Source organism: Martelella alba, assembly GCF_005217455.1.
Classification (GTDB): Bacteria; Pseudomonadota; Gammaproteobacteria; order Enterobacterales; family Enterobacteriaceae; genus Acerihabitans.
Window position 1 is genome coordinate 22,551 of the sequence record NZ_SZPQ01000019.1, and the last position, 17,591, is coordinate 40,141.

A 17,591-nucleotide genomic window follows, 5' to 3' on the forward strand; every position below is an offset into this window, starting at 1 on the left:
GTTGACAAAAAAGCAACAACTCAATTACAAAGCGCGGTAGAAATATGCTATAAACACAATACGCGATACGTTGAGACTTTCGCCTTGTCCAAGTTTATGCAACAGTGTGAAGATGCCTTGACCGTTCGGGTAATGGGGGCGTCATCCGCACTCAACTTTATTCAATTACCACTGTATTTTAAAACCAATGTACTCTAAATACGTCGAGTTGCATCGCGGCGAAGAGCGAGCGCCGCCAACCAAGAGGCAACGTTTAGTATGACGAGTATAAATCTTTAATGCCGGGAGCCGCCGCTTTTTATCCTGGACGGGAATAACTTGCACATCCTTAAGCTCTGTACCCTGCGCTATGCCAAGTCGTCCGAGCTATGGAGTGATAACAAGCGCAAGGTCCCCTCAGGTCTGCTGGTACCCTACGGCGAAGATTTATCCTATAAGCGCTAAGGAGATTATAATGGCTGACAATAAAGCGACGTTGAACCTACCTGGTGAAGCGCCAATAGAACTGGATGTGCTACAAGGAACACTGGGTGAAAAGGAAATCGATATCCGCAGCCTGGGCGGTAAAGGCTACTTCACTTACGATCCCGGCTACACATCCACCGCATCCTGTGAATCGAAAATCACCTTCATTGATGGCGACGAGGGTATATTGCTGCATCGCGGCTACCCCATCGATCAGTTGGCCTTGAATTCCACTTTCCTGGAAGTCTGCTACATTCTGCTCAACGGCGAGTCGCCCACCAAGGAACAATATGAAGAATTCCGGACCATCGTGACCCGCCACACCATGGTTCACGAGCAGATTACCCGCCTCTTTAACGGCTTTCGCCGCGATTCCCATCCCATGGCGGTACTGTGCGGCGTGACCGGCGCGCTGGCGGCGTTCTATCATGATTCGCTGGATGTGAATATCGAGCGCCACCGTGAAATAGCGGCTTTCCGCCTGCTGTCCAAAATGCCGACCGTAGCCGCGATGTGCTATAAATATTCCATCGGCCAGCCATTTATCTATCCCCGCAACGACTTGTCCTATGCCGGCAATTTCCTGCATATGATGTTTGCGACGCCGTGCGAAGATTACGAAGTGAATCCGATACTGGAACGCGCCATGGATCGCATCATGATTCTGCATGCCGACCATGAACAGAACGCCTCGACGTCCACCGTGCGCACCGCCGGCTCTTCGGGCGCCAATCCTTTCGCCTGTATCGCGGCGGGCATCGCCTCTCTGTGGGGGCCGGCCCATGGCGGCGCCAATGAAGCCTGCCTGCGCATGCTGGAAGAAATCAATAGCGTGGAGCATATCCCGTCGTTCATTAAGCGCGCCAAGGACAAAAATGATTCCTTCCGCCTGATGGGCTTCGGGCATCGGGTCTATAAGAACTACGATCCGCGCGCCACCGTTATGCGCGAAACCTGCCACGAAGTCCTGAAAGAACTGCAACTGTCCGATAACCTGCTGGCCGTAGCCATGGAACTGGAACACATCGCCCTGCACGACGAGTATTTTATCGAGAAAAAACTGTACCCGAATGTGGATTTCTATTCCGGTATCATTCTTAAGGCCATGGGCATTCCCGCCTCCATGTTCACTGTGATCTTCGCCATGTCGCGCACCGTGGGCTGGATAGCCCATTGGAAGGAAATGCATGACGACGGCGTTAAGATAGCGCGCCCCCGCCAGCTTTATACCGGCTACGATCAGCGCGATTTCGTCTCGAGAATCAAGTAATCCTCTTTGGCAAGGCGGGGATTTCCCGCCTTGTTTCTCGTCGATTCCTTCTCAATGTTTTCCCATTCCCGTGGTTCAGCGCGCGGCGATGACGATGCCGTTGTCTCGCAAACCCGCAGCGATCCGCCGGGCAAATGCCAGCGCATGGGCGCCGTCGCCATGCAGGCAGACGGTATCCGCGCGCACTTTTATCCACTCCCCTTCGCGGGTTCGCACTTCTCCGCGCTGCGCCATAATGAGCGTTCGGTCGAACGCCTGTTGTTCATCCTCAATAAGCGCGTCCGCTTCAGTGCGCGGCACCAGGCTGCCGTCCCGGCGATAGTTCCGGTCGGCGAACACTTCATGCCGCACCGCCAATCCGTGAAACGCGCCGGCCCGGATCAGTTCACTGTCCGCCAGTCCCACCAGTCTCAGAGACGGATCCACCGCTTTAACGGCGCGGGCAATGGCGTCGGCCAAGACCGGTTCCCTCGCGGCCTGGTTATAAAGCATACCGTGGGGCTTGACATGAACCATTCGCCCGCCTTCCGCCTGCGCCAGCGCGCCCAGCGCGCCTAGCTGATAAACCGTCTGCGCATACACCGTTTCTGGGGGCAGCCGCATGGCGCTGCGGCCAAAATTCACCCGGTCGGGAAAACTCGGATGAGCGCCAATGGCGACGCCGTAACGCAACGCCCATTGGACTGAGCGGCGCATACCCACGGCATCGCCGGCGTGAAATCCACAGGCGATATTGGCCGAGCTGACACATTGCAGTAAGGCTTCATCGTTTGCTTCGCCCTCACCCAGATCCGCGTTCAAATCAATCACAATGGCATCGGCCATGTCCGTTCCCCTTCATCAGGCGGTCAACGCGCCGTCACGGCCGATGTCTGCCGCTCAAGAGCCGTCAGTTGCCAGGCTATCTGTTCAAGGTAGTGCATTTGCTCACGCCAGGCGGCATGCGCCTCTTCCAGGGTACAGCGCACGAAATGAATCGGCTCGCCCAGTCTGAGTTGCGCCAAATGGAACATATCCGCGCCAATGACGCAGGCAATTCGCGGATAGCCGCCGGTGGTCTGCGCATCGGCCATCAAAATTATCGGCTGCCCATTGGGGGGCACCTGTACCACGCCCGGCAAGAGGCCGTGGGAATACAATTCCCGTCCGCCGTCGCGTTTCAGGCTGGCGCCCTGCAAGCGGTAGCCCATACGGTTACTTTGCGCGCTGAGTTGCCAGCCGGTGCGCCAGAAGGCCTCCTGGGATTCGGCGCTGAATTCGCGGTACTCGGGACCGGGCAGCGCGCGCACCCGGTTGCCAAACAGCAGTTGGCGAATACCGATTTGTCTGACGGGGAGATTTTCCGGCTCGCCGGCCGGTAACAGGTCATTGTCCTGAATAAGACGCCCTTGATAGCCGCCGAAGCCGTTATTGAGATCCGTGCTGCGGGAGCCAAGAATTTCCGGTACCTCAATACCGCCGCTGACCGCCAGGTAGCTGCGCATGCCATGTTTGGGCGTCGCCAGTTTCACAACCTGCCCAGGGCGCACCGGAAAACGCCAGCCGGTCCAAAGCGGCATGCCGTCCAGTCGGGCATGACAATCCGCCCCGGTCAGCGCCAGCCAGCCGGGGGCGGTAATTTCCGCGCAAAACCGACCGAGCGTGATTTCCAATACCGCGGCATCCGGCCGATTGCCTACCAGCAGATTTGCCAGTTGCATGGCCGGTTTATCCAGAACGCCGCCAACACCCACCCCCAGATTCCGATAGCCGGTCCGTCCGCCGTCCTGTACCGAGGTCATCATGCCGGCATGCAGCACTTTCAGCATATGCCCTCCTTTTGCGGGACAAAGCGAACCCGGTCGCCCGGTAGCAACAACGTGGGCGGATTCCGGGCGGGATCGAATAACCGCCGAGAGGTACGTCCGATAATCTGCCAACCTCCCGGCGTGGCGCGGGGGTATATGCCGGTCTGCCGTCCGCCTATTCCCACCGATCCCGCCGGCACCCGAAGGCGCGGTTCGGCGCGGCGCGGCGCGGCGATGGCGTCGGGAAGACCGCCGAGGTAAGGAAACCCCGGCTGGAAGCCGAGAAAATACACATCATAGCGGGCCTCGGCATGACAGGCCACCACCTGGCCGGTCGTCATGCCGGCCAATTCCGCCACGATCTCCAGGTCTGGCCCCTGCTCGCCGCCGTAAACCACCGGAATCTCGATATCGCGCGCATCGGGCAATACCGTATCGCTTTCCTCCCACCAGCGCTGTAAGCGCTCCAGGGCATCCAGGGCCTGCTTTCGCGGGTGGGCCAGCAACAGGGTCAGGTTGTTCATACCGGGAATCGCTTCACTGACATCCTCATGATGCGCCAACCGCGCGGCCAGTCCCCAAATCCTATACTGGCTTTCCAGCGTAATGGGCGGCTCCAGCTCCAGCACTACCGCGCTCTCCCCCAAGAGATAACATCGGGCCCGTTGCATATCCTCCTCCTGGGAACCGGTTCCGGTCCCATCTGGCGTTGTCCGGAAATAGCCGGATGACATTCGTCGCTGTGGTACAAACAGGCGGGTTAACGGCGGCGGCCGGCACTAGGCCGGATTGTCGATATCGATAAAGGTCACATCAAGCCGGTATTGCCGCGCCAGCCAGTCGCCCAGCGCTTTGATTCCGCCGCGTTCGGTGGCATGATGACCAGCCGCGAAAAAATGTATCCCGTATTCGCGGGCGATGTGGATGGTCTGTTCGGAGACCTCGCCGGTGATAAACGCATCCATTCCGGCCCGGGCCGCCATTTCGATAAACCCCTGCCCACCGCCGGTGCACCATGCCAGGCGTTTGACTTGCGCCGGCGCGTTATCGCCGCAATGCAATACATCCCGCCCCAGACGCGTCTCGAGTCTGCTCAGGACATCCTGCCAAGTCGCCGTTGCCGGCAACTCCCCCCAGGGCAGCAACGGCTCTAGCCGACCTTTGATTTCAATATCCAATAATGCCGCCAATTGCGCATTATTACCTAATTCAGGATGGGCATCGAGGGGTAAATGCCAGGCGAAGAGGTTGATGTCGTGGCTTAATAGGGTCTTGAGGCGGCGTTGTTTCATCCCGGTCACCACCGGCGATTCATTTTTCCAGAAATAGCCGTGATGTACCAGTACCGCGTCGGCCCGCTGGGCCACCGCGGCATCCAGCAAAGCCTGGCAAGCGGTGACCCCGGTGACGATGCGCCGGATTTCGGGCCGCCCCTCCACCTGCATTCCGTTTGGGCCGTAATCCTCGAACGCGCCGGCGTCCAGATACTGATTGATCAGATGTTCGAGTTCTGTGTTAAGCATGTCGTCGATTCCCTGTTGCGGTTCACCGGCGGTCCCGGTCAACGGCCCGGCGCGTTGGCCTTGGCCGTTTGATAGGCCGCCAGGGCGGTTTGTCGTGCTTGCTTATGATCGACGATCGGCAAAGGATAATCCAGTCCGTTTTCTGCGGCCTGCGGCCAGCAGTGCGGTTCATGAAGATAATCATCCGGCACCGCCGCCAGTTCCGGCAGCCAGCGCCGGATAAAAAGTCCGTCGGCATCGAATTTTTTTCCCTGGCTGAGGGGATTAAAGATGCGGAAATAGGGCGCGGCATCGGTGCCCGTGGACGCCGCCCATTGCCAGCCGCCGTTGTTCGCCGCCAAATCGCCATCAATGAGCCGCGACATGAAATAACGCTCACCCTCACGCCAATCAATCAGCAGATCCTTGGCCAGAAAGCTGGCGCAAATCATACGCAGTCGGTTATGCATCCAACCACTGTCATTCAACTGACGCATAGCGGCATCAATAATGGGGAAACCGGTCCGACCCTCGCACCAGGCGGTGAAAAGCCGCTTATCCTGGCGCCAGGCCACATGCCGGGTCCAGGTAATAAAAGGCTGATGCCGGCTTAGACGAGGGAAATACACCAGCAAATGGCGGTAGAAATCACGCCAGATAAGCTCCCCCAACCAGACGGCGCCGCCGTCGGTTTGCGTCAAGACTTCCGGTTCGACGGCGCGCAAGCGATGATAACACTGTCCGGGCGACAGCACGCCCAACGCCAGGTAAGCCGACAGACGGCTGGTGGCGTCCGCGGACGGGATATCCCTCCCCCGGCGATAGTCACGTAATGAATGCGCGCAGAAATGGCGTAGGCGCGCCAAAGCCGCCTTTTCGCCGGCCGGATAGTCTTCACCCGGCGCCTGGCGGGGATAATCATAAGGTTCGAGCGCCGCGATGGCCGGCGGCGCTCCCCGGCTGTTGGGCGCGGGCAGACAAGGCGGTTCATCGGTATTCAATCGTCGGATTACCGCGTTGCGAAAAGGCGTAAAGACTTTATACATCTCTTTGTCGCCGGTAGTGATGACCCCAGGGGGGAGAAGCACGCCGTCGTCGAATCCCTGGCAAACCACCTTACCCTCCAGACGACGTTCCACCGCCCGATCTCGCTGCCGCTCGTTGTATTCGTACTGGTAATTGTAAAATAGCGCATCCACCCGTTCCCGCCGGCAATAATCCGCCAACCAATCCACCGCCCCGTCATAATCGGCGCATTGATGATAGCCTAGCGGTATACCGCGCTCCGCCAGGGCGGCCTGTACCGCCTGGAGATTGTCGCGCAGAAAAGCCGCTTGGCGCGGGGACATATCATGGCGCCGCCATTGTTCCGGCGTGGCGATAAATAGCGCCGACACCCGCGCCGAAGGGTCCCGGCAGGCGGCGTGCAAGGCCGGATTGTCGCGGATGCGCAAATCGTTGCGCAACCATACGAGATGGGTTTTCATGTCGTCTTCCTTGCATCAATATCCGTATCGTAGCCGTAGCGCGTCGGGATAAGGTTCGAAATAACGCTGCTGCGCCAGCCAGGCGTCAGGGTATTCGGCCAAGTAATGCTTTAGCAGGGTGATGGGCGCCAGTAGCGGCTGGACGCCCCGGCGATAGCTGTCGATAAGCGAGGTCAGTTCCCGCCGTTGTCGGTCGGTGAGATGGCGACGAAAATAGCCCTGTGCATGCATGAGAACATTGGTGTGATTGGGCCGCGTCGCCCGCTGGGCCAACAGCGCCATCAGCCGGTTGCGGTATTCCAGCGCGAACGCCTCCAAGGACGACCACCGTCCCAGGCCGGCGATAAATGGGCCGATGCTGCGATAACCCGGTTGGGAGTGCGCCAGCATCAGTAATTTATAGCGTCGGTGGAATGCCAGCAAGGCTTCGGGGGTGAGGGGCTGTCGCAGCAGATGGTTGAATTCGAATAATGTGAATACCCGGGCGACGAAATTTTCACGCAGCAAAGGATCCTGTAATCGTCCATCCTCCTCTACCGGCAGCCAGGGCATCCGCCGCATCAAGGCGGCGGTGAAGATACCGGCGCCTTCCTTGCGCACGCCGGACCGATCGTAAAGCCGTACCCGTTCCATTCCGCAACTGGGCGACTTGCCGCAAACGATGAAACCGCAGGCATGCTTAAGGCCCTGGCTTTGCCGCAAAGCCAGCCTTTCCACCGCCGGCGCCAGGTCATCGCCCCGCGAATCGTTATTGACACGCAGAATAATACGCCCTTCCGGGTCTTGCACCCTGCGTAATGCGGCTCGTGGCGTCGGCAGGCCGATGGCCGTCTCAGGGCAGATCGGCACGAAACGGACGTAGGGAGCCAAATCATCCATGGCGAAGGACAGGCGCTTATGGCCGCCGTCGAAGCGGACGGGCGCTCCCGTCAGGCAACCGCTAATGCCAATGGCAATTTTATCCTGCATACTTTCTTTCCGCGCATGTTCCACCTGCAAAGCGTAGTCGATATGGCGGCGGACGTCCGGCTTTATAATAAAAGTCTTTCAGGTTTATTCGCGGCGTCATAGGGTCTGAGGCCTTGCGCGCCGCGTCGGGCGGAGCCAATTTGTCAAGACCAGCCGGGAGAGCCGACTGCTTTGGACGTTCACGGGCCGCAAAAGTATTCACCGGGATAGCGATTCGGGGGATAATGCGTCGTCCGGCATTTTTTGCCATTACCGGATGCGGGTACGCGCCGGTTTTTGCCGAAAGGGAGGAAGTATGAGCACCGTGGCTGCCAACATTCTTATCATTGAGGATGAAGAGGCTATTCGTCGCTTTGTCCGACAGTCGCTGGAGCGCGAAGGCTATCGGGTTTTCGAGTCCGAAACGGTAGCGCGCGGCCTGCTGGAGTCGGCCACCCGCAAACCGGACCTGGTGATTCTGGATTTAGGGCTGCCGGACGGCAATGGCGTCGATTTCATTCGTGATCTGCGCCAATGGAGCGCCGTGGCGATTTTGGTGTTATCGGCGCGCAGCGACGAACAAGATAAAATCGATGCGCTGGACGCCGGTGCGGACGATTATCTGACCAAGCCTTTCGGTATCGGTGAACTATTGGCCCGGGTGCGGGTTGCCCTGCGCCGCCCGCAACGAGGCGAGGATAAACCGTCGACCGTGAATTTTTCCGCCATTAGCGTCGATTTGGTCAATCACCAGGTCACACGGGACGGGGAAAATCTGCATTTGACGCCCATCGAATTCCGCCTGCTGGCGACGTTGCTCTCCTATCAAGGCAAAGTGGTGACCCAGCGGCAACTGCTTCGCGAAGTCTGGGGGCCCAACGCGGTGGAACATAGCCATTATCTGCGAATTTACATGGGCCACTTGCGGCAAAAACTCGAAACCGACCCGGCCAGGCCCTGTCATTTACTTACCGAAACAGGTATCGGTTACCGTTTTGTACCCTGAGCGCGGCCCCTTGCGCTGCAGGTTTGCCGTGCGTCTTCCGCCAGAGCGGCTTGCCGACCGACGGGGACCGGTACGTCCGACTTTTCGACATTGCAGGAAAACATCATGAATGCCTGGCTTCTTTATGCGTTGCTATCCGCTTTCACCGCGTCGCTGGTGGCCATATTCGGCAAAATCGGCCTCCAGCATCTGGATGCCAATAGCGCTACCGCCGTTCGGGCGGTGGTCATGGCGCTCTTTTTAACCGGCGTGGTGGTTGTTCAAGGTAAAATCGGCCTGGTAAACGCCATTCTGGCTGATAAAAAGGCCCTGGTTTTTATCGTGTTAAGCGGCGTGGCCGGCGCTCTGTCCTGGCTGTTTTATTTTATGGCCATCAAGGCCGGCCGGGTTTCCCAAGTGGCGCCCATTGATAAGCTGAGCGTGGTGTTCGCCGTCATTTTGGCCGTCGTGCTGTTCGGGGAGAAAGTCTCTTGGCTGGCCGGCGCCGGCGTGGCGCTTATCACTGCCGGCGCGCTGATGGTGGCCTGGGGATAACGGTTTATCTGCCCTGACGGGCGGGATATCTTCCCCCTGACCACCCCTGGCGCGCCCTGTTTAGCGCGGGTCGCCGTGGCGGGAATAACGCGGCCCGGTCGGCGCACGCCCATTATATCATTCTTCTGGTTCATCCGGCGCAGCGCGCAGCGCGGCCTCGATACGCGCCACCGCATCGCTCAATGCACCGTTGATATGCTTGATTTGCTCCGGGGACAAATCGGCACGCATCATATTGCCGCGCAGCAAGCCCCGCAATTGCGTCAGATTTTCGTGAATACCGGGCATCAACTCCCCTTCCCCCTGCTGGCTTAACTGGGATAATCGAGCCAAAATCGCCGCTACCGCCGTTTGATTATTGGCCAGCTCCGCTTGTCCGGCGGCGGTAATCGCGTAACTTTTGCGGCTCTGCCCCTCTTCGCTTTCAGTGGTCAGGAAATCTTGGTCCACCAAAAGGCTTAACGTCGGGTAAACCACGCCAGGGCTAGGAATATAGAGACCGGAAGATGCTTGCTCAATGGCCTTGATCAGTTCGTAGCCATGGCTGGCTTTGCGCGCCACCAGCGCCAACAATACCAGACGCAAATCGCCATGTCCCAACGGCCGCCGTCCCCGGTTCCCGTCTCGCGGATCACGGCGATGTCCCCCCTGGAATCCGTGGCGACCTCCACGGCCGCGCGAGCCGTCGCCGCCACAGCATTCATCGCCGAAACCGCCATCCCGGAATCCGCCGCCCTGCCGGCAACCGCCGGCCATACCACGGCCGCGCGGGCCGTCGCCGTGACGGCGTTCATCGCCGAAACCGCCATCCCGAAACCCGCCGCCCTGCCGGCAACCGCCGGCCATACCACGGCCGCGCGGGCCGTCGCCGTGACGGCGTTCATCGCCGAAACCGCCATCCCGAAACCCGCCGCCCCGCCGGCAGCCGCCGGCCATACCACGGCCGTGCGGGCCGTCGCCGTGACGGCGTTCATCGCCGAAACCGCCATCCCGAAACCCGCCGCCCCGCCGGTTTTCGAAATGCGCCTCGCGGCGGGGAAAACGCGCATCCTGATGGCGATGACACTCTCCGCCGTCCAAATGTGAATGTTGATGTAAACGGAAAAACATAATAGTGCCTCCTGTTATTTAGATATATCTAATTTACATGGGGGTTTTGCGGGATGCAAGAAAAAGATATATCTAAATGCAATTTTGTCGCCACGGGCGAATTGCCAGTTAGCGCCTCGCCCGCCGGCATATCGAAAGTGAAGCTATGGAGCGCCCTGCAACAGACGATCTTTTTACCTGGCGGATAAACCGTTAGCCAACAAGGAAGGCGTACCTCGGCACGCGGGGGAAAGGCGTTTGTGCGATGAAGGGTGCTCCGTCGACACACAAAAAAAAAGGCCCTTTCACAAGGGCCATGGAATCTGTGAACCTACCGCTTAAGACCGGTTATTTGGCGCCGGCCAGGACATCGCTGACAATTTCCACCGCTTCTTTCTCAATACGTTCCCGGTGCTCGGCGCCCAGGAAACTTTCGCAATAAATTTTGTAGGCGTCTTCGGTACCGGAAGGCCGCGCGGCAAACCAACCATGTTCGGTCATCACTTTCAGGCCCCCTATGGGGGCGCCGTTACCGGGCGCCGCGGTCAGGCGGGCGGTGATAGGATCGCCGGCCAGCGTGCTGGCGCCGACCTGTTCCGGCGACAATTTGGACAATATGGCTTTTTGCGCATGGGTAGCCGGCGCCTGGATCCGGTTGTAACTTGGCGCGCCGAAATGCTTGGCCAGTTCATCATAGTGCTGTTGGGGGTTTTTGCCGGTCACCGCGGTAATTTCGGCCGCCAGCAGGCACATGATGATTCCGTCTTTATCAGTGGACCAGGGCTGGCAATCGAAACGCAGGAACGACGCGCCGGCGCTTTCCTCTCCGCCAAAGCCCAGGCTGCCGTCGAACAAGCCGTCGACAAACCATTTAAAGCCCACCGGCACTTCCACCAATTTGCGGCCAAGCGCGTCCACCACCCGGTCGATCATGGCGCTGGACACCAGTGTCTTGCCCACCGCCACGTCAGCGCCCCATTGCGGCCGATGGCGGAACAAATAGTCAATGGCCACCGCCAGATAATGGTTGGGATTCATCAGACCGGCGGGCGTCACGATACCATGCCGATCGTAGTCCGGATCATTGGCCATCGCCAAATCGAACTTATCGCGAAGGGCCAGCAAACCCGCCATGGCCCAGCGGGACGAGCAGTCCATGCGGATAATGCCGTCATGATCGAGGTGCATAAACCGGAAAGTCTGATCGACTTCTTCGTTAACCAGGGTCAAATCCAAGTGATAGTGGCTGGCTATCCGCTGCCAATAGGCGATGCCCGAGCCGCCAAGCGGGTCGACGCCCAGCTTGAGTCCGGCCCGTTGGATAGCCGCCATATCCACGACGCCGGCAAGGCCTTCCACATAGGCCTGGACCAGATCCTGCTCATGCACCAGGCCGCCGCGCCAGGCCGCGTCAAAGGATTGGCGCACCACGCCGCGCAAGTCCTCGGCCAGCAACGCATTGGCGCGCTCCTCGATCACTTTGGTCAACCCGGTATCGGCCGGGCCGCCGTTGGGCGGGTTGTATTTGATGCCGCCGTCTTCCGGCGGATTGTGCGAGGGGGTAATGACAATACCGTCGGCCTGGGGTCCGCCGCGACGGTTATGGGTCAGGATGGCGTTGGAAATCGCCGGCGTCGGTGTAAAACCGTTATCCTGCTGGACAATGATATCCACGCCGTTGGCGCTCAGGACCTCAAGCACCGAAATAAATGCCGGCTCCGAGAGGGCGTGGGTATCCTTGCCCACATAACAGGGGCCGGTAATCCCCTGTTTGCGGCGTTCTTCAGCAATGGCCTGGCTGATGGCCAGGATATGATCTTCGTTGAAACTGTGGCGTCCCGCGCTGCCGCGATGCCCTGAAGTCCCGAATTTCACCGCATGGGCGGGATTGCCCGGCTCAGGCCGTAACACATAATACTGTGCGGCGAGCTGGGCTACGTTAATCAAATCACTGGGCCGGGCAGGTTGTCCGGCACGGGGGCTATTCGCCATCGGTGCTTCTCCCTTGGCTGTTATTCATCAAATGTCATTCATTAAATGGTGCCGCACACTTTGTCCGTCAGTTCCGCCGGAAACTGCATCGCCAGCATAATGTGTTCCACCATGCCCCGTTTGCGCCCGGTATTGGTATTGGTAATGACCCAATAGGGGGTCCCCGGAACCTGCTTGGGTTTGGTATGGCTGCCGTTTTGCAAAAGCGTGCGCTCATCGCCGGCGAAATAAGTGCGGGTGCGGCCGTGCAGAAGTTCCGCCGCCTCGGCGAATTCCGACGGAGACAGAGTATAGAGCGTGGACAGCACCAGCATGAAACGATCCACCGCCTTACGTTGTTCAGCATAGTCGTCCGAAAGCAATAATTCACGCATGGCGCGGACCCGATCGCGCGGCGGCGCGGAAACCGTATCCGCGGGCTTGGCGGCGGGCGCGGCCCGCTCCGGTCCGGCCTCGGCCGGCGCCTTGACATTCAGCATACGGCGCAGGATATCCGAGGCGCTTTCGCCGATGTGCTGTGTATGACTGGCGATGTAACGGTAAAGATCTTCGTCGAGTTCGATAGTTTTCATTTTTGTCCGGGAGCTTTCTTCTCTCAAATCAATCCGAAGGATTATACAAGCTAAACTGTCGCCGGGAACAGCGCCGTATTCCGGCCTGGGGAAAAAGTCGGAATTCCACCCGGCGGCGCCCGCGGAACAGGACATGATTTGCGGCGCCGTTACCTGCGTACCATGATACGCTAATGACTTTTATTCTCGCCATGAGGATCGCGATGAAATTGCATTACCGTCTGCAACCGGCCCGGCGCCCGGGAGAGGATTTGCCGGTGATTCTACTGCACGGTCTGTTCGGCAGCCTGGACAACCTCGGGGTACTGGCGCGCGCCCTGAACGAACGGCACGCCACCGTGCAGGTCGATTTGCGCAATCACGGGCTCTCGCCCCATAACGACGACGCCGGTTATGATGCCATGAGCGCCGATATCGTCGAACTGCTTGATGAACTCGGGCTGGAAAAATGTATTGTCATCGGCCATTCCATGGGGGGCAAGGTGGCCATGGCGCTTACCACGCTGATCCCCCACCGCCTGGCCGCGCTGGTTGTGGTGGATATGGCGCCGGTCGCGTACCCCACCCGCCATCATGACGCGATATTCCATGCCCTGCGGCGGGTCCGCGCCGCGGGCGTCGTCCGGCGCAGCGACGCCGCACGGTTGATGCGCGGGGACATCGCCGACGAGGGCACCCTCGCATTCTTGCTTAAATCTTTCGTCGACGGCCGCTGGCGGTTTAATCTCGACGTATTGTGGGAGAATTATCCGACGCTTATCCATTGGCGGGAAGTCCCGCCCTGGCCGGGGCCGATACTGTTTATCCGCGGCGGACAATCGCCTTATCTGGATGAAAGCTATGGCGACGCCATTCGCCGACAGTTTCCCCATGCCCGCGCCTATGTGGTGGCCGGAGCAGGCCATTGGGTACACGCGGAAAAACCCGATGCGGTGATCCGGGCGGTGAAACGATTTTTGGGTAAAAATTGAACGGCGGCGCTTCGCCGGACGTCAAACGACCCTGTAAGGATTGCCGTTTTTTGCCGAGGTGGAGTATTATGACGAACCCTATTTACCGGCGGCGCCGAAACGCCGGCGGACGTCGGATGACGAAACCGCCTTGCGGAGAAACCCCCTTACCGGCACGGTCTTACCTGCCCGCATACCGATGCGCTATTCCCTTCATGAATTATGGCAAAAGAACAAACGGATCGCACAACCCTGGATTTGTTTATCAACGAACGCCGTCCGGGACGCCCGAAGACCAGCCCGCTGTCCCGCGACGAACAACTGCGCGTCAATAAACGCAACCAGTTGCGCCGGGATAAAGTCCGCGGCCTGCGTCGTGTCGAACTGAAAATCAATGAACAGGCGGTGGCCGCCCTCAACGAATTAGCCTATCAGCGTGATCTCTCGCGCAGCGAGCTGATAGAACAGATCCTGCTGGCCGAACTGGCGCGTCACCAGCGCCGGGATACCCGTGATTGATCGCGCCGCGGCCGGGGGCTGCCGGTTTCCGGCGCCTTGCCGGTAATTTGCGACGAATCTCCCGCGTTACGAGTTTATCCCGCTGTTAGGGTCTGCTATGATTGCCCCCTGAGCCGGTTAAATGTATGGTAAACCATATCCTTAATATTTAAGAGGTTTTCAATTCCATGGCAAGTGTAGGCATTTTTTTTGGCAGTGACACCGGCAATACCGAAAATATTGCCAAGATGATTCAAAAGCAACTGGGCGCCGACATCGCCGAAGTGCATGACATTGCCAAAAGCAGCAAGGAAGATCTGCAACAGTTCGACAAACTGTTGCTGGGCATCCCCACCTGGTATTATGGTGAGGCGCAATGCGACTGGGACGATTTTTTCCCCACCCTGGAGGAAATTGATTTCACCGGCAAAACGGTCGCCTTGTTTGGTTGCGGCGATCAGGAGGACTACGCCGAGTACTTCTGCGACGCCATGGGTACACTGCGCGACATCATCGAACCCAACGGCGCGACCCTGGTAGGCCGCTGGCCCACCGCCGGTTATCATTTCGAAGCGTCCAAAGGCCTGGCGGACGATGACCATTTCATCGGACTGGCCATTGATGAGGACAGGCAGCCGGAACTGACCGCCGAACGTGTGGCGACCTGGGTCAAGCAGATCAAGGGCGAACTGAAACTCGCCTGATCGCCCGGGCGGGGCGCTTGCCAAGCAAAACGGCGCCATGCCGCTTTGCTGATTTGCGCTTCCTCTTGAATCGATAGATACAAATTTTTAACTTTCTGTGGCAACGCGGTACAATAGCCCGGTGAAAAGACCGCGTTGCCCGTCATCCACAGAGCTTGCCCCACCCTAAACGGGCTATCATAATGAACTGTCCGCAGTTTTCATTTTTCAAGGGCAGTCCTATAATGAGACGACGTTGGAATTTTCGGGCCGACCATTGTTATAGGCTATCAGAGCCTACAACCAGATTACCAAGTGATAGGACTAAACCCGCATGACTGACAATAATATTGCATTGAAGAAGGCCGGCCTGAAAGTGACGCTTCCCAGACTCAAGATCCTGGAAGTGTTGCAAGACCCGGAATGTCATCACGTCAGCGCGGAAGATCTGTACAAAAAGCTGATCGATATGGGCGAAGAGATTGGTTTGGCGACCGTCTACCGGGTGTTGAATCAGTTCGATGACGCCGGCATCGTCACCCGCCACAACTTCGAAGGCGGCAAATCGGTGTTCGAGCTGACCCAGCAGCATCACCACGATCATTTGATTTGTCTGGATTGCGGCAAGGTTATTGAGTTTCGCGACGAATTTATCGAGTCCCGTCAGCGCGATATTGCCAAAAAATACAACATCAAGCTGACCAATCACAGCTTGTATCTGTATGGACATTGTGAAACCGGCGATTGCCGCGATGACGAAAACATACATGACATCGGCGATACCCTGGACAGCGTCAAGGAATAGCCGTCCTATGACGGAGGACGCGCCGAAACCCCGCTCCCTAACAGATGCGCCGTAACGTTCCGTCTTTCAGGGCGGGGAGGACGTTAACTTACGTCCCGCTTGAACCGGCCCCTCCCGCCTCAGCGCCATCCGGTCAGAATAGACGTTTTTGTGTGTTTGATTTTAGCCGGGTCGTTTTCTGTCCGGTTACAGTTAACGCGCCGTTCACCCGCTATTCTTCAAGGCTATCGATCCGGCGCTGATGCCGCCCGCCTTCAAATTCCGCCGTTAACCAGCTATCAACAATCATTTTCGCCAAATCGCTACCCACCACACGCGATCCAAAGGCCAAGATATTCGTATCGTTATGCTGCCGGGACAATTTCGCTGAATAAGGTTCGCTGCACACCACCGCCCGGATTCCCGGTAGCTTGTTGGCCGCAATGGAAATTCCGACTCCCGTGCCGCACATCACTATCCCCAGATCCGCTTCTTTATTGAGCACCGCTCGCGCCACGGCCTTACCATACACCGGATAATCGGTCCGTTCGGTGGAATAGGTGCCTTTATCGATCACCTCACATCCCGCGGCGATAAGATAGTCCATGATATCTTTTTTCAGTAAAAATCCCACGTGATCACACCCGATAGCGATACGCATGATATTAAGTCCTCCTGTCTTCCGATAAGGGCGAGTGTAAAGCACAATCTTGACCGCAACAATTAAATTTCACAAAAAAAATTTTTCTATGAAAAAACAATTTCCCCACCCATAGGCAAGACTTCCAAGAAACTTAAATTTAATTCAATTAAAACAATTAGATAATTTTTTATACATCTCTTTTTTTGGCATTTACTCCTCTATCACTGAAAATCGCTATTTTGTAGAATATCAGTGATTTCATTGGCTAAACTAAAAGTTTATAATTTTTTAATTCATTGTTTTATAATGTATTTTAAAAATCACCGCCATAGCGGAATCGAGTCCGCCAATGATTTCCTGTTGATCTCTAATTTTACGAATAGTTAATACTTTATAAAATTATAAAAAATGTGAAGTCACATGCATCTTTAATGCCCGTCTTGTGTTGATATAATGGCGGACCACCCAGAAACCAGAGAACGGAAGATGACCGAGTCGGAACTGAACGGCGATATGCCGCGGGGTATCGGGATTGCGCCTTATCTGCGCATCAAGCAGGAAGGGATGACTGAAAATGAAAGCAGAATCGTCGAGTGGTTTTTGACGCCCGGCAATCTCAGCGATATTTCCGGCATCAAGGATGTGGCCTTGAGTCTGGGCATGTCGGAGGCGATGATCGTCAAGGTTTCGAAGATTCTCGGCTTCAGCGGCTTTCGGCAATTGCGTAGCGCGATAGTGGAATACTTCGAGTATGCCGATCACGATATCAGCGCGGAGTTGTCCCCCGAAGACAGTCCGGCCGACGCGGTCAATAAAGTCTTCAACTTGACCCTGCGCACCATCGCCGAAGGACAGGCCATCGTCGATCCGGAGGTGATCGAGCAGGCGGCTCGCTGCTTTTTCCATGCCAGACAACGCGAACTTTACGGCGTTGGCGGCTCGAACGCCATTTGCGGCGATGTACAGCACAAGTTTCTGAAAATCGGCTTGCGGTGCAATGCCTACCAGGATGCGCATCTCATGATGATGTCGGCGTCCCTGTTGGCCCCCGGCGACGCGGCGCTGGTGGTATCGCACTCAGGACGGACCACCGATCTTAAACGGGTGGTTTCCATCGCCAAGGACAATGGCGCCAAGATCATTTGCATCACCCATAGCAGTAATTCGCCGATCGCCCGGCTGGCGGATTTCAGTATCTGTTCGCCGGCGCCGGAAACGCCGCTGTTAGGCAGAAATGCCTCGGCTCGCATTCTACAACTGACATTGCTGGATGCGTTTTTCGTCTCAGTCGCCAGACAGGATATCGATCTGGCCAATAGAAATCTGGAAAAAACCAGTTCAATTACTCAATCCCTGAAACGTGATTACAAATAATTCCCTT

18 protein-coding genes are annotated in these 17,591 nt (G+C 57.4%); 8 read left to right on the forward strand and 10 right to left on the reverse strand.

The genetic code is table 11. The annotated features are described in order from the left end of the window. Positions 1-454 precede the first annotated feature (454 nt). On the forward strand, positions 455-1,735 hold the full coding sequence (locus FCN80_RS13720) for a citrate synthase (RefSeq protein WP_136990728.1): 1,281 nt from the start codon (positions 455-457) through the stop codon (positions 1,733-1,735). A gap of 75 nt (positions 1,736-1,810) precedes the next feature. Here the strand turns inward: FCN80_RS13720 and pxpA are convergent, their stop codons facing one another. The 6 genes from pxpA to FCN80_RS13750 all read right to left on the reverse strand — a co-directional run bounded on the left by pxpA (position 1,811) and on the right by FCN80_RS13750 (position 7,480). Further along, positions 1,811-2,560 carry a 5-oxoprolinase subunit PxpA gene (pxpA, locus tag FCN80_RS13725; RefSeq protein WP_230492668.1) on the reverse strand — a complete coding sequence of 250 codons (750 nt, stop codon included), beginning with the start codon at positions 2,558-2,560 and terminating at the stop codon, positions 1,811-1,813. Positions 2,561-2,583: 23 nt separating this feature from the next. Beyond that, positions 2,584-3,543 (reverse strand): 5-oxoprolinase subunit PxpC, encoded by a 960-nt coding sequence (pxpC, locus tag FCN80_RS13730; RefSeq protein WP_136990729.1) that lies wholly within the window; start codon positions 3,541-3,543, stop codon positions 2,584-2,586. Further along, complete coding sequence (pxpB, locus tag FCN80_RS13735; protein WP_136990730.1) at positions 3,537-4,193, reverse strand: 5-oxoprolinase subunit PxpB; 657 nt, start codon at positions 4,191-4,193, stop codon at positions 3,537-3,539. Before pxpB ends, pxpC begins: the two co-directional genes overlap by 7 nt. 108 nt (positions 4,194-4,301) lie before the next feature. Then, positions 4,302-5,045, reverse strand: coding sequence for a type 2 GTP cyclohydrolase I (locus tag FCN80_RS13740; RefSeq protein ID WP_136990731.1), 744 nt, complete (start codon positions 5,043-5,045; stop codon positions 4,302-4,304). Between the two features lie 38 nt (positions 5,046-5,083). Beyond that, positions 5,084-6,511: a deoxyribodipyrimidine photo-lyase gene (phrB, locus tag FCN80_RS13745; protein WP_136990732.1), complete on the reverse strand. Its 1,428-nt coding sequence runs from the start codon at positions 6,509-6,511 to the stop codon at positions 5,084-5,086. Positions 6,512-6,526: 15 nt separating this feature from the next. Continuing rightward, on the reverse strand, positions 6,527-7,480 hold the full coding sequence (locus FCN80_RS13750; RefSeq protein WP_136990733.1) for a YbgA family protein: 954 nt from the start codon (positions 7,478-7,480) through the stop codon (positions 6,527-6,529). Between the two features lie 295 nt (positions 7,481-7,775). Between FCN80_RS13750 and kdpE the strand changes: the two genes are divergently transcribed. Beyond that, positions 7,776-8,465: a two-component system response regulator KdpE gene (kdpE, locus tag FCN80_RS13755; RefSeq protein ID WP_170975393.1), complete on the forward strand. Its 690-nt coding sequence runs from the start codon at positions 7,776-7,778 to the stop codon at positions 8,463-8,465. A 105-nt stretch (positions 8,466-8,570) separates the two neighbouring features. Continuing rightward, positions 8,571-8,999: an EamA family transporter gene (locus tag FCN80_RS13760; protein ID WP_136990734.1), complete on the forward strand. Its 429-nt coding sequence runs from the start codon at positions 8,571-8,573 to the stop codon at positions 8,997-8,999. Between the two features lie 117 nt (positions 9,000-9,116). Here the strand turns inward: FCN80_RS13760 and FCN80_RS26830 are convergent, their stop codons facing one another. The 3 genes from FCN80_RS26830 to seqA form a co-directional block, all read right to left on the reverse strand. Further along, positions 9,117-10,109 carry a PadR family transcriptional regulator gene (locus tag FCN80_RS26830; RefSeq protein ID WP_230492669.1) on the reverse strand — a complete coding sequence of 331 codons (993 nt, stop codon included), beginning with the start codon at positions 10,107-10,109 and terminating at the stop codon, positions 9,117-9,119. A gap of 327 nt (positions 10,110-10,436) precedes the next feature. After that, entirely contained in the window at positions 10,437-12,080 is a 1,644-nt protein-coding gene (gene pgm / locus FCN80_RS13770) for a phosphoglucomutase (alpha-D-glucose-1,6-bisphosphate-dependent) (RefSeq protein WP_136990735.1), read from the reverse strand. Positions 12,081-12,121: 41 nt separating this feature from the next. Beyond that, positions 12,122-12,652, reverse strand: a complete 531-nt coding sequence (gene seqA / locus FCN80_RS13775) for a replication initiation negative regulator SeqA (RefSeq protein ID WP_136990736.1) — start codon at positions 12,650-12,652, stop codon at positions 12,122-12,124. A gap of 203 nt (positions 12,653-12,855) precedes the next feature. On the opposite strand from seqA, the gene FCN80_RS13780 reads away from it, so the two are divergent. From FCN80_RS13780 to fur, 4 genes are all read left to right on the forward strand, one after another. After that, a complete protein-coding gene (locus FCN80_RS13780) occupies positions 12,856-13,623 on the forward strand; it encodes an alpha/beta fold hydrolase (RefSeq protein WP_136990737.1) in 768 nt (255 codons plus the stop codon). A gap of 201 nt (positions 13,624-13,824) precedes the next feature. Further along, complete coding sequence (gene ybfE / locus FCN80_RS13785; protein WP_136990738.1) at positions 13,825-14,121, forward strand: LexA regulated protein; 297 nt, start codon at positions 13,825-13,827, stop codon at positions 14,119-14,121. Between the two features lie 167 nt (positions 14,122-14,288). Continuing rightward, positions 14,289-14,804, forward strand: coding sequence for a flavodoxin FldA (fldA, locus tag FCN80_RS13790; protein ID WP_136990739.1), 516 nt, complete (start codon positions 14,289-14,291; stop codon positions 14,802-14,804). 313 nt (positions 14,805-15,117) lie between these two features. Continuing rightward, on the forward strand, positions 15,118-15,588 hold the full coding sequence (gene fur / locus FCN80_RS13795; RefSeq protein ID WP_136990740.1) for a ferric iron uptake transcriptional regulator: 471 nt from the start codon (positions 15,118-15,120) through the stop codon (positions 15,586-15,588). A gap of 211 nt (positions 15,589-15,799) precedes the next feature. Here fur and rpiB read toward each other — a convergent pair whose 3' ends face one another. Continuing rightward, on the reverse strand, positions 15,800-16,228 hold the full coding sequence (rpiB, locus tag FCN80_RS13800) for a ribose 5-phosphate isomerase B (RefSeq protein ID WP_306767881.1): 429 nt from the start codon (positions 16,226-16,228) through the stop codon (positions 15,800-15,802). Positions 16,229-16,696: 468 nt separating this feature from the next. Between rpiB and alsR the strand changes: the two genes are divergently transcribed. Beyond that, positions 16,697-17,584 carry a transcriptional repressor AlsR gene (gene alsR, locus FCN80_RS13805; RefSeq protein ID WP_136990741.1) on the forward strand — a complete coding sequence of 296 codons (888 nt, stop codon included), beginning with the start codon at positions 16,697-16,699 and terminating at the stop codon, positions 17,582-17,584. The last annotated feature ends 7 nt before the right edge of the window (positions 17,585-17,591 follow it).

Coding starts and splice junctions, on each gene's coding strand:
- FCN80_RS13720 (WP_136990728.1), top strand. CDS start 455: ATGGCTGACAATAAAGCGACGTTGAACCTACCTGGTGAAGCGCCAATA.
- pxpA (WP_230492668.1), bottom strand. CDS start 2,560: ATGGCCGATGCCATTGTGATTGATTTGAACGCGGATCTGGGTGAGGGC.
- pxpC (WP_136990729.1), bottom strand. CDS start 3,543: ATGCTGAAAGTGCTGCATGCCGGCATGATGACCTCGGTACAGGACGGC.
- pxpB (WP_136990730.1), bottom strand. CDS start 4,193: ATGCAACGGGCCCGATGTTATCTCTTGGGGGAGAGCGCGGTAGTGCTG.
- FCN80_RS13740 (WP_136990731.1), bottom strand. CDS start 5,045: ATGCTTAACACAGAACTCGAACATCTGATCAATCAGTATCTGGACGCC.
- phrB (WP_136990732.1), bottom strand. CDS start 6,511: ATGAAAACCCATCTCGTATGGTTGCGCAACGATTTGCGCATCCGCGAC.
- FCN80_RS13750 (WP_136990733.1), bottom strand. CDS start 7,480: ATGCAGGATAAAATTGCCATTGGCATTAGCGGTTGCCTGACGGGAGCG.
- kdpE (WP_170975393.1), top strand. CDS start 7,776: ATGAGCACCGTGGCTGCCAACATTCTTATCATTGAGGATGAAGAGGCT.
- FCN80_RS13760 (WP_136990734.1), top strand. CDS start 8,571: ATGAATGCCTGGCTTCTTTATGCGTTGCTATCCGCTTTCACCGCGTCG.
- FCN80_RS26830 (WP_230492669.1), bottom strand. CDS start 10,109: ATGTTTTTCCGTTTACATCAACATTCACATTTGGACGGCGGAGAGTGT.
- pgm (WP_136990735.1), bottom strand. CDS start 12,080: ATGGCGAATAGCCCCCGTGCCGGACAACCTGCCCGGCCCAGTGATTTG.
- seqA (WP_136990736.1), bottom strand. CDS start 12,652: ATGAAAACTATCGAACTCGACGAAGATCTTTACCGTTACATCGCCAGT.
- FCN80_RS13780 (WP_136990737.1), top strand. CDS start 12,856: ATGAAATTGCATTACCGTCTGCAACCGGCCCGGCGCCCGGGAGAGGAT.
- ybfE (WP_136990738.1), top strand. CDS start 13,825: ATGGCAAAAGAACAAACGGATCGCACAACCCTGGATTTGTTTATCAAC.
- fldA (WP_136990739.1), top strand. CDS start 14,289: ATGGCAAGTGTAGGCATTTTTTTTGGCAGTGACACCGGCAATACCGAA.
- fur (WP_136990740.1), top strand. CDS start 15,118: ATGACTGACAATAATATTGCATTGAAGAAGGCCGGCCTGAAAGTGACG.
- rpiB (WP_306767881.1), bottom strand. CDS start 16,228: ATGCGTATCGCTATCGGGTGTGATCACGTGGGATTTTTACTGAAAAAA.
- alsR (WP_136990741.1), top strand. CDS start 16,697: ATGACCGAGTCGGAACTGAACGGCGATATGCCGCGGGGTATCGGGATT.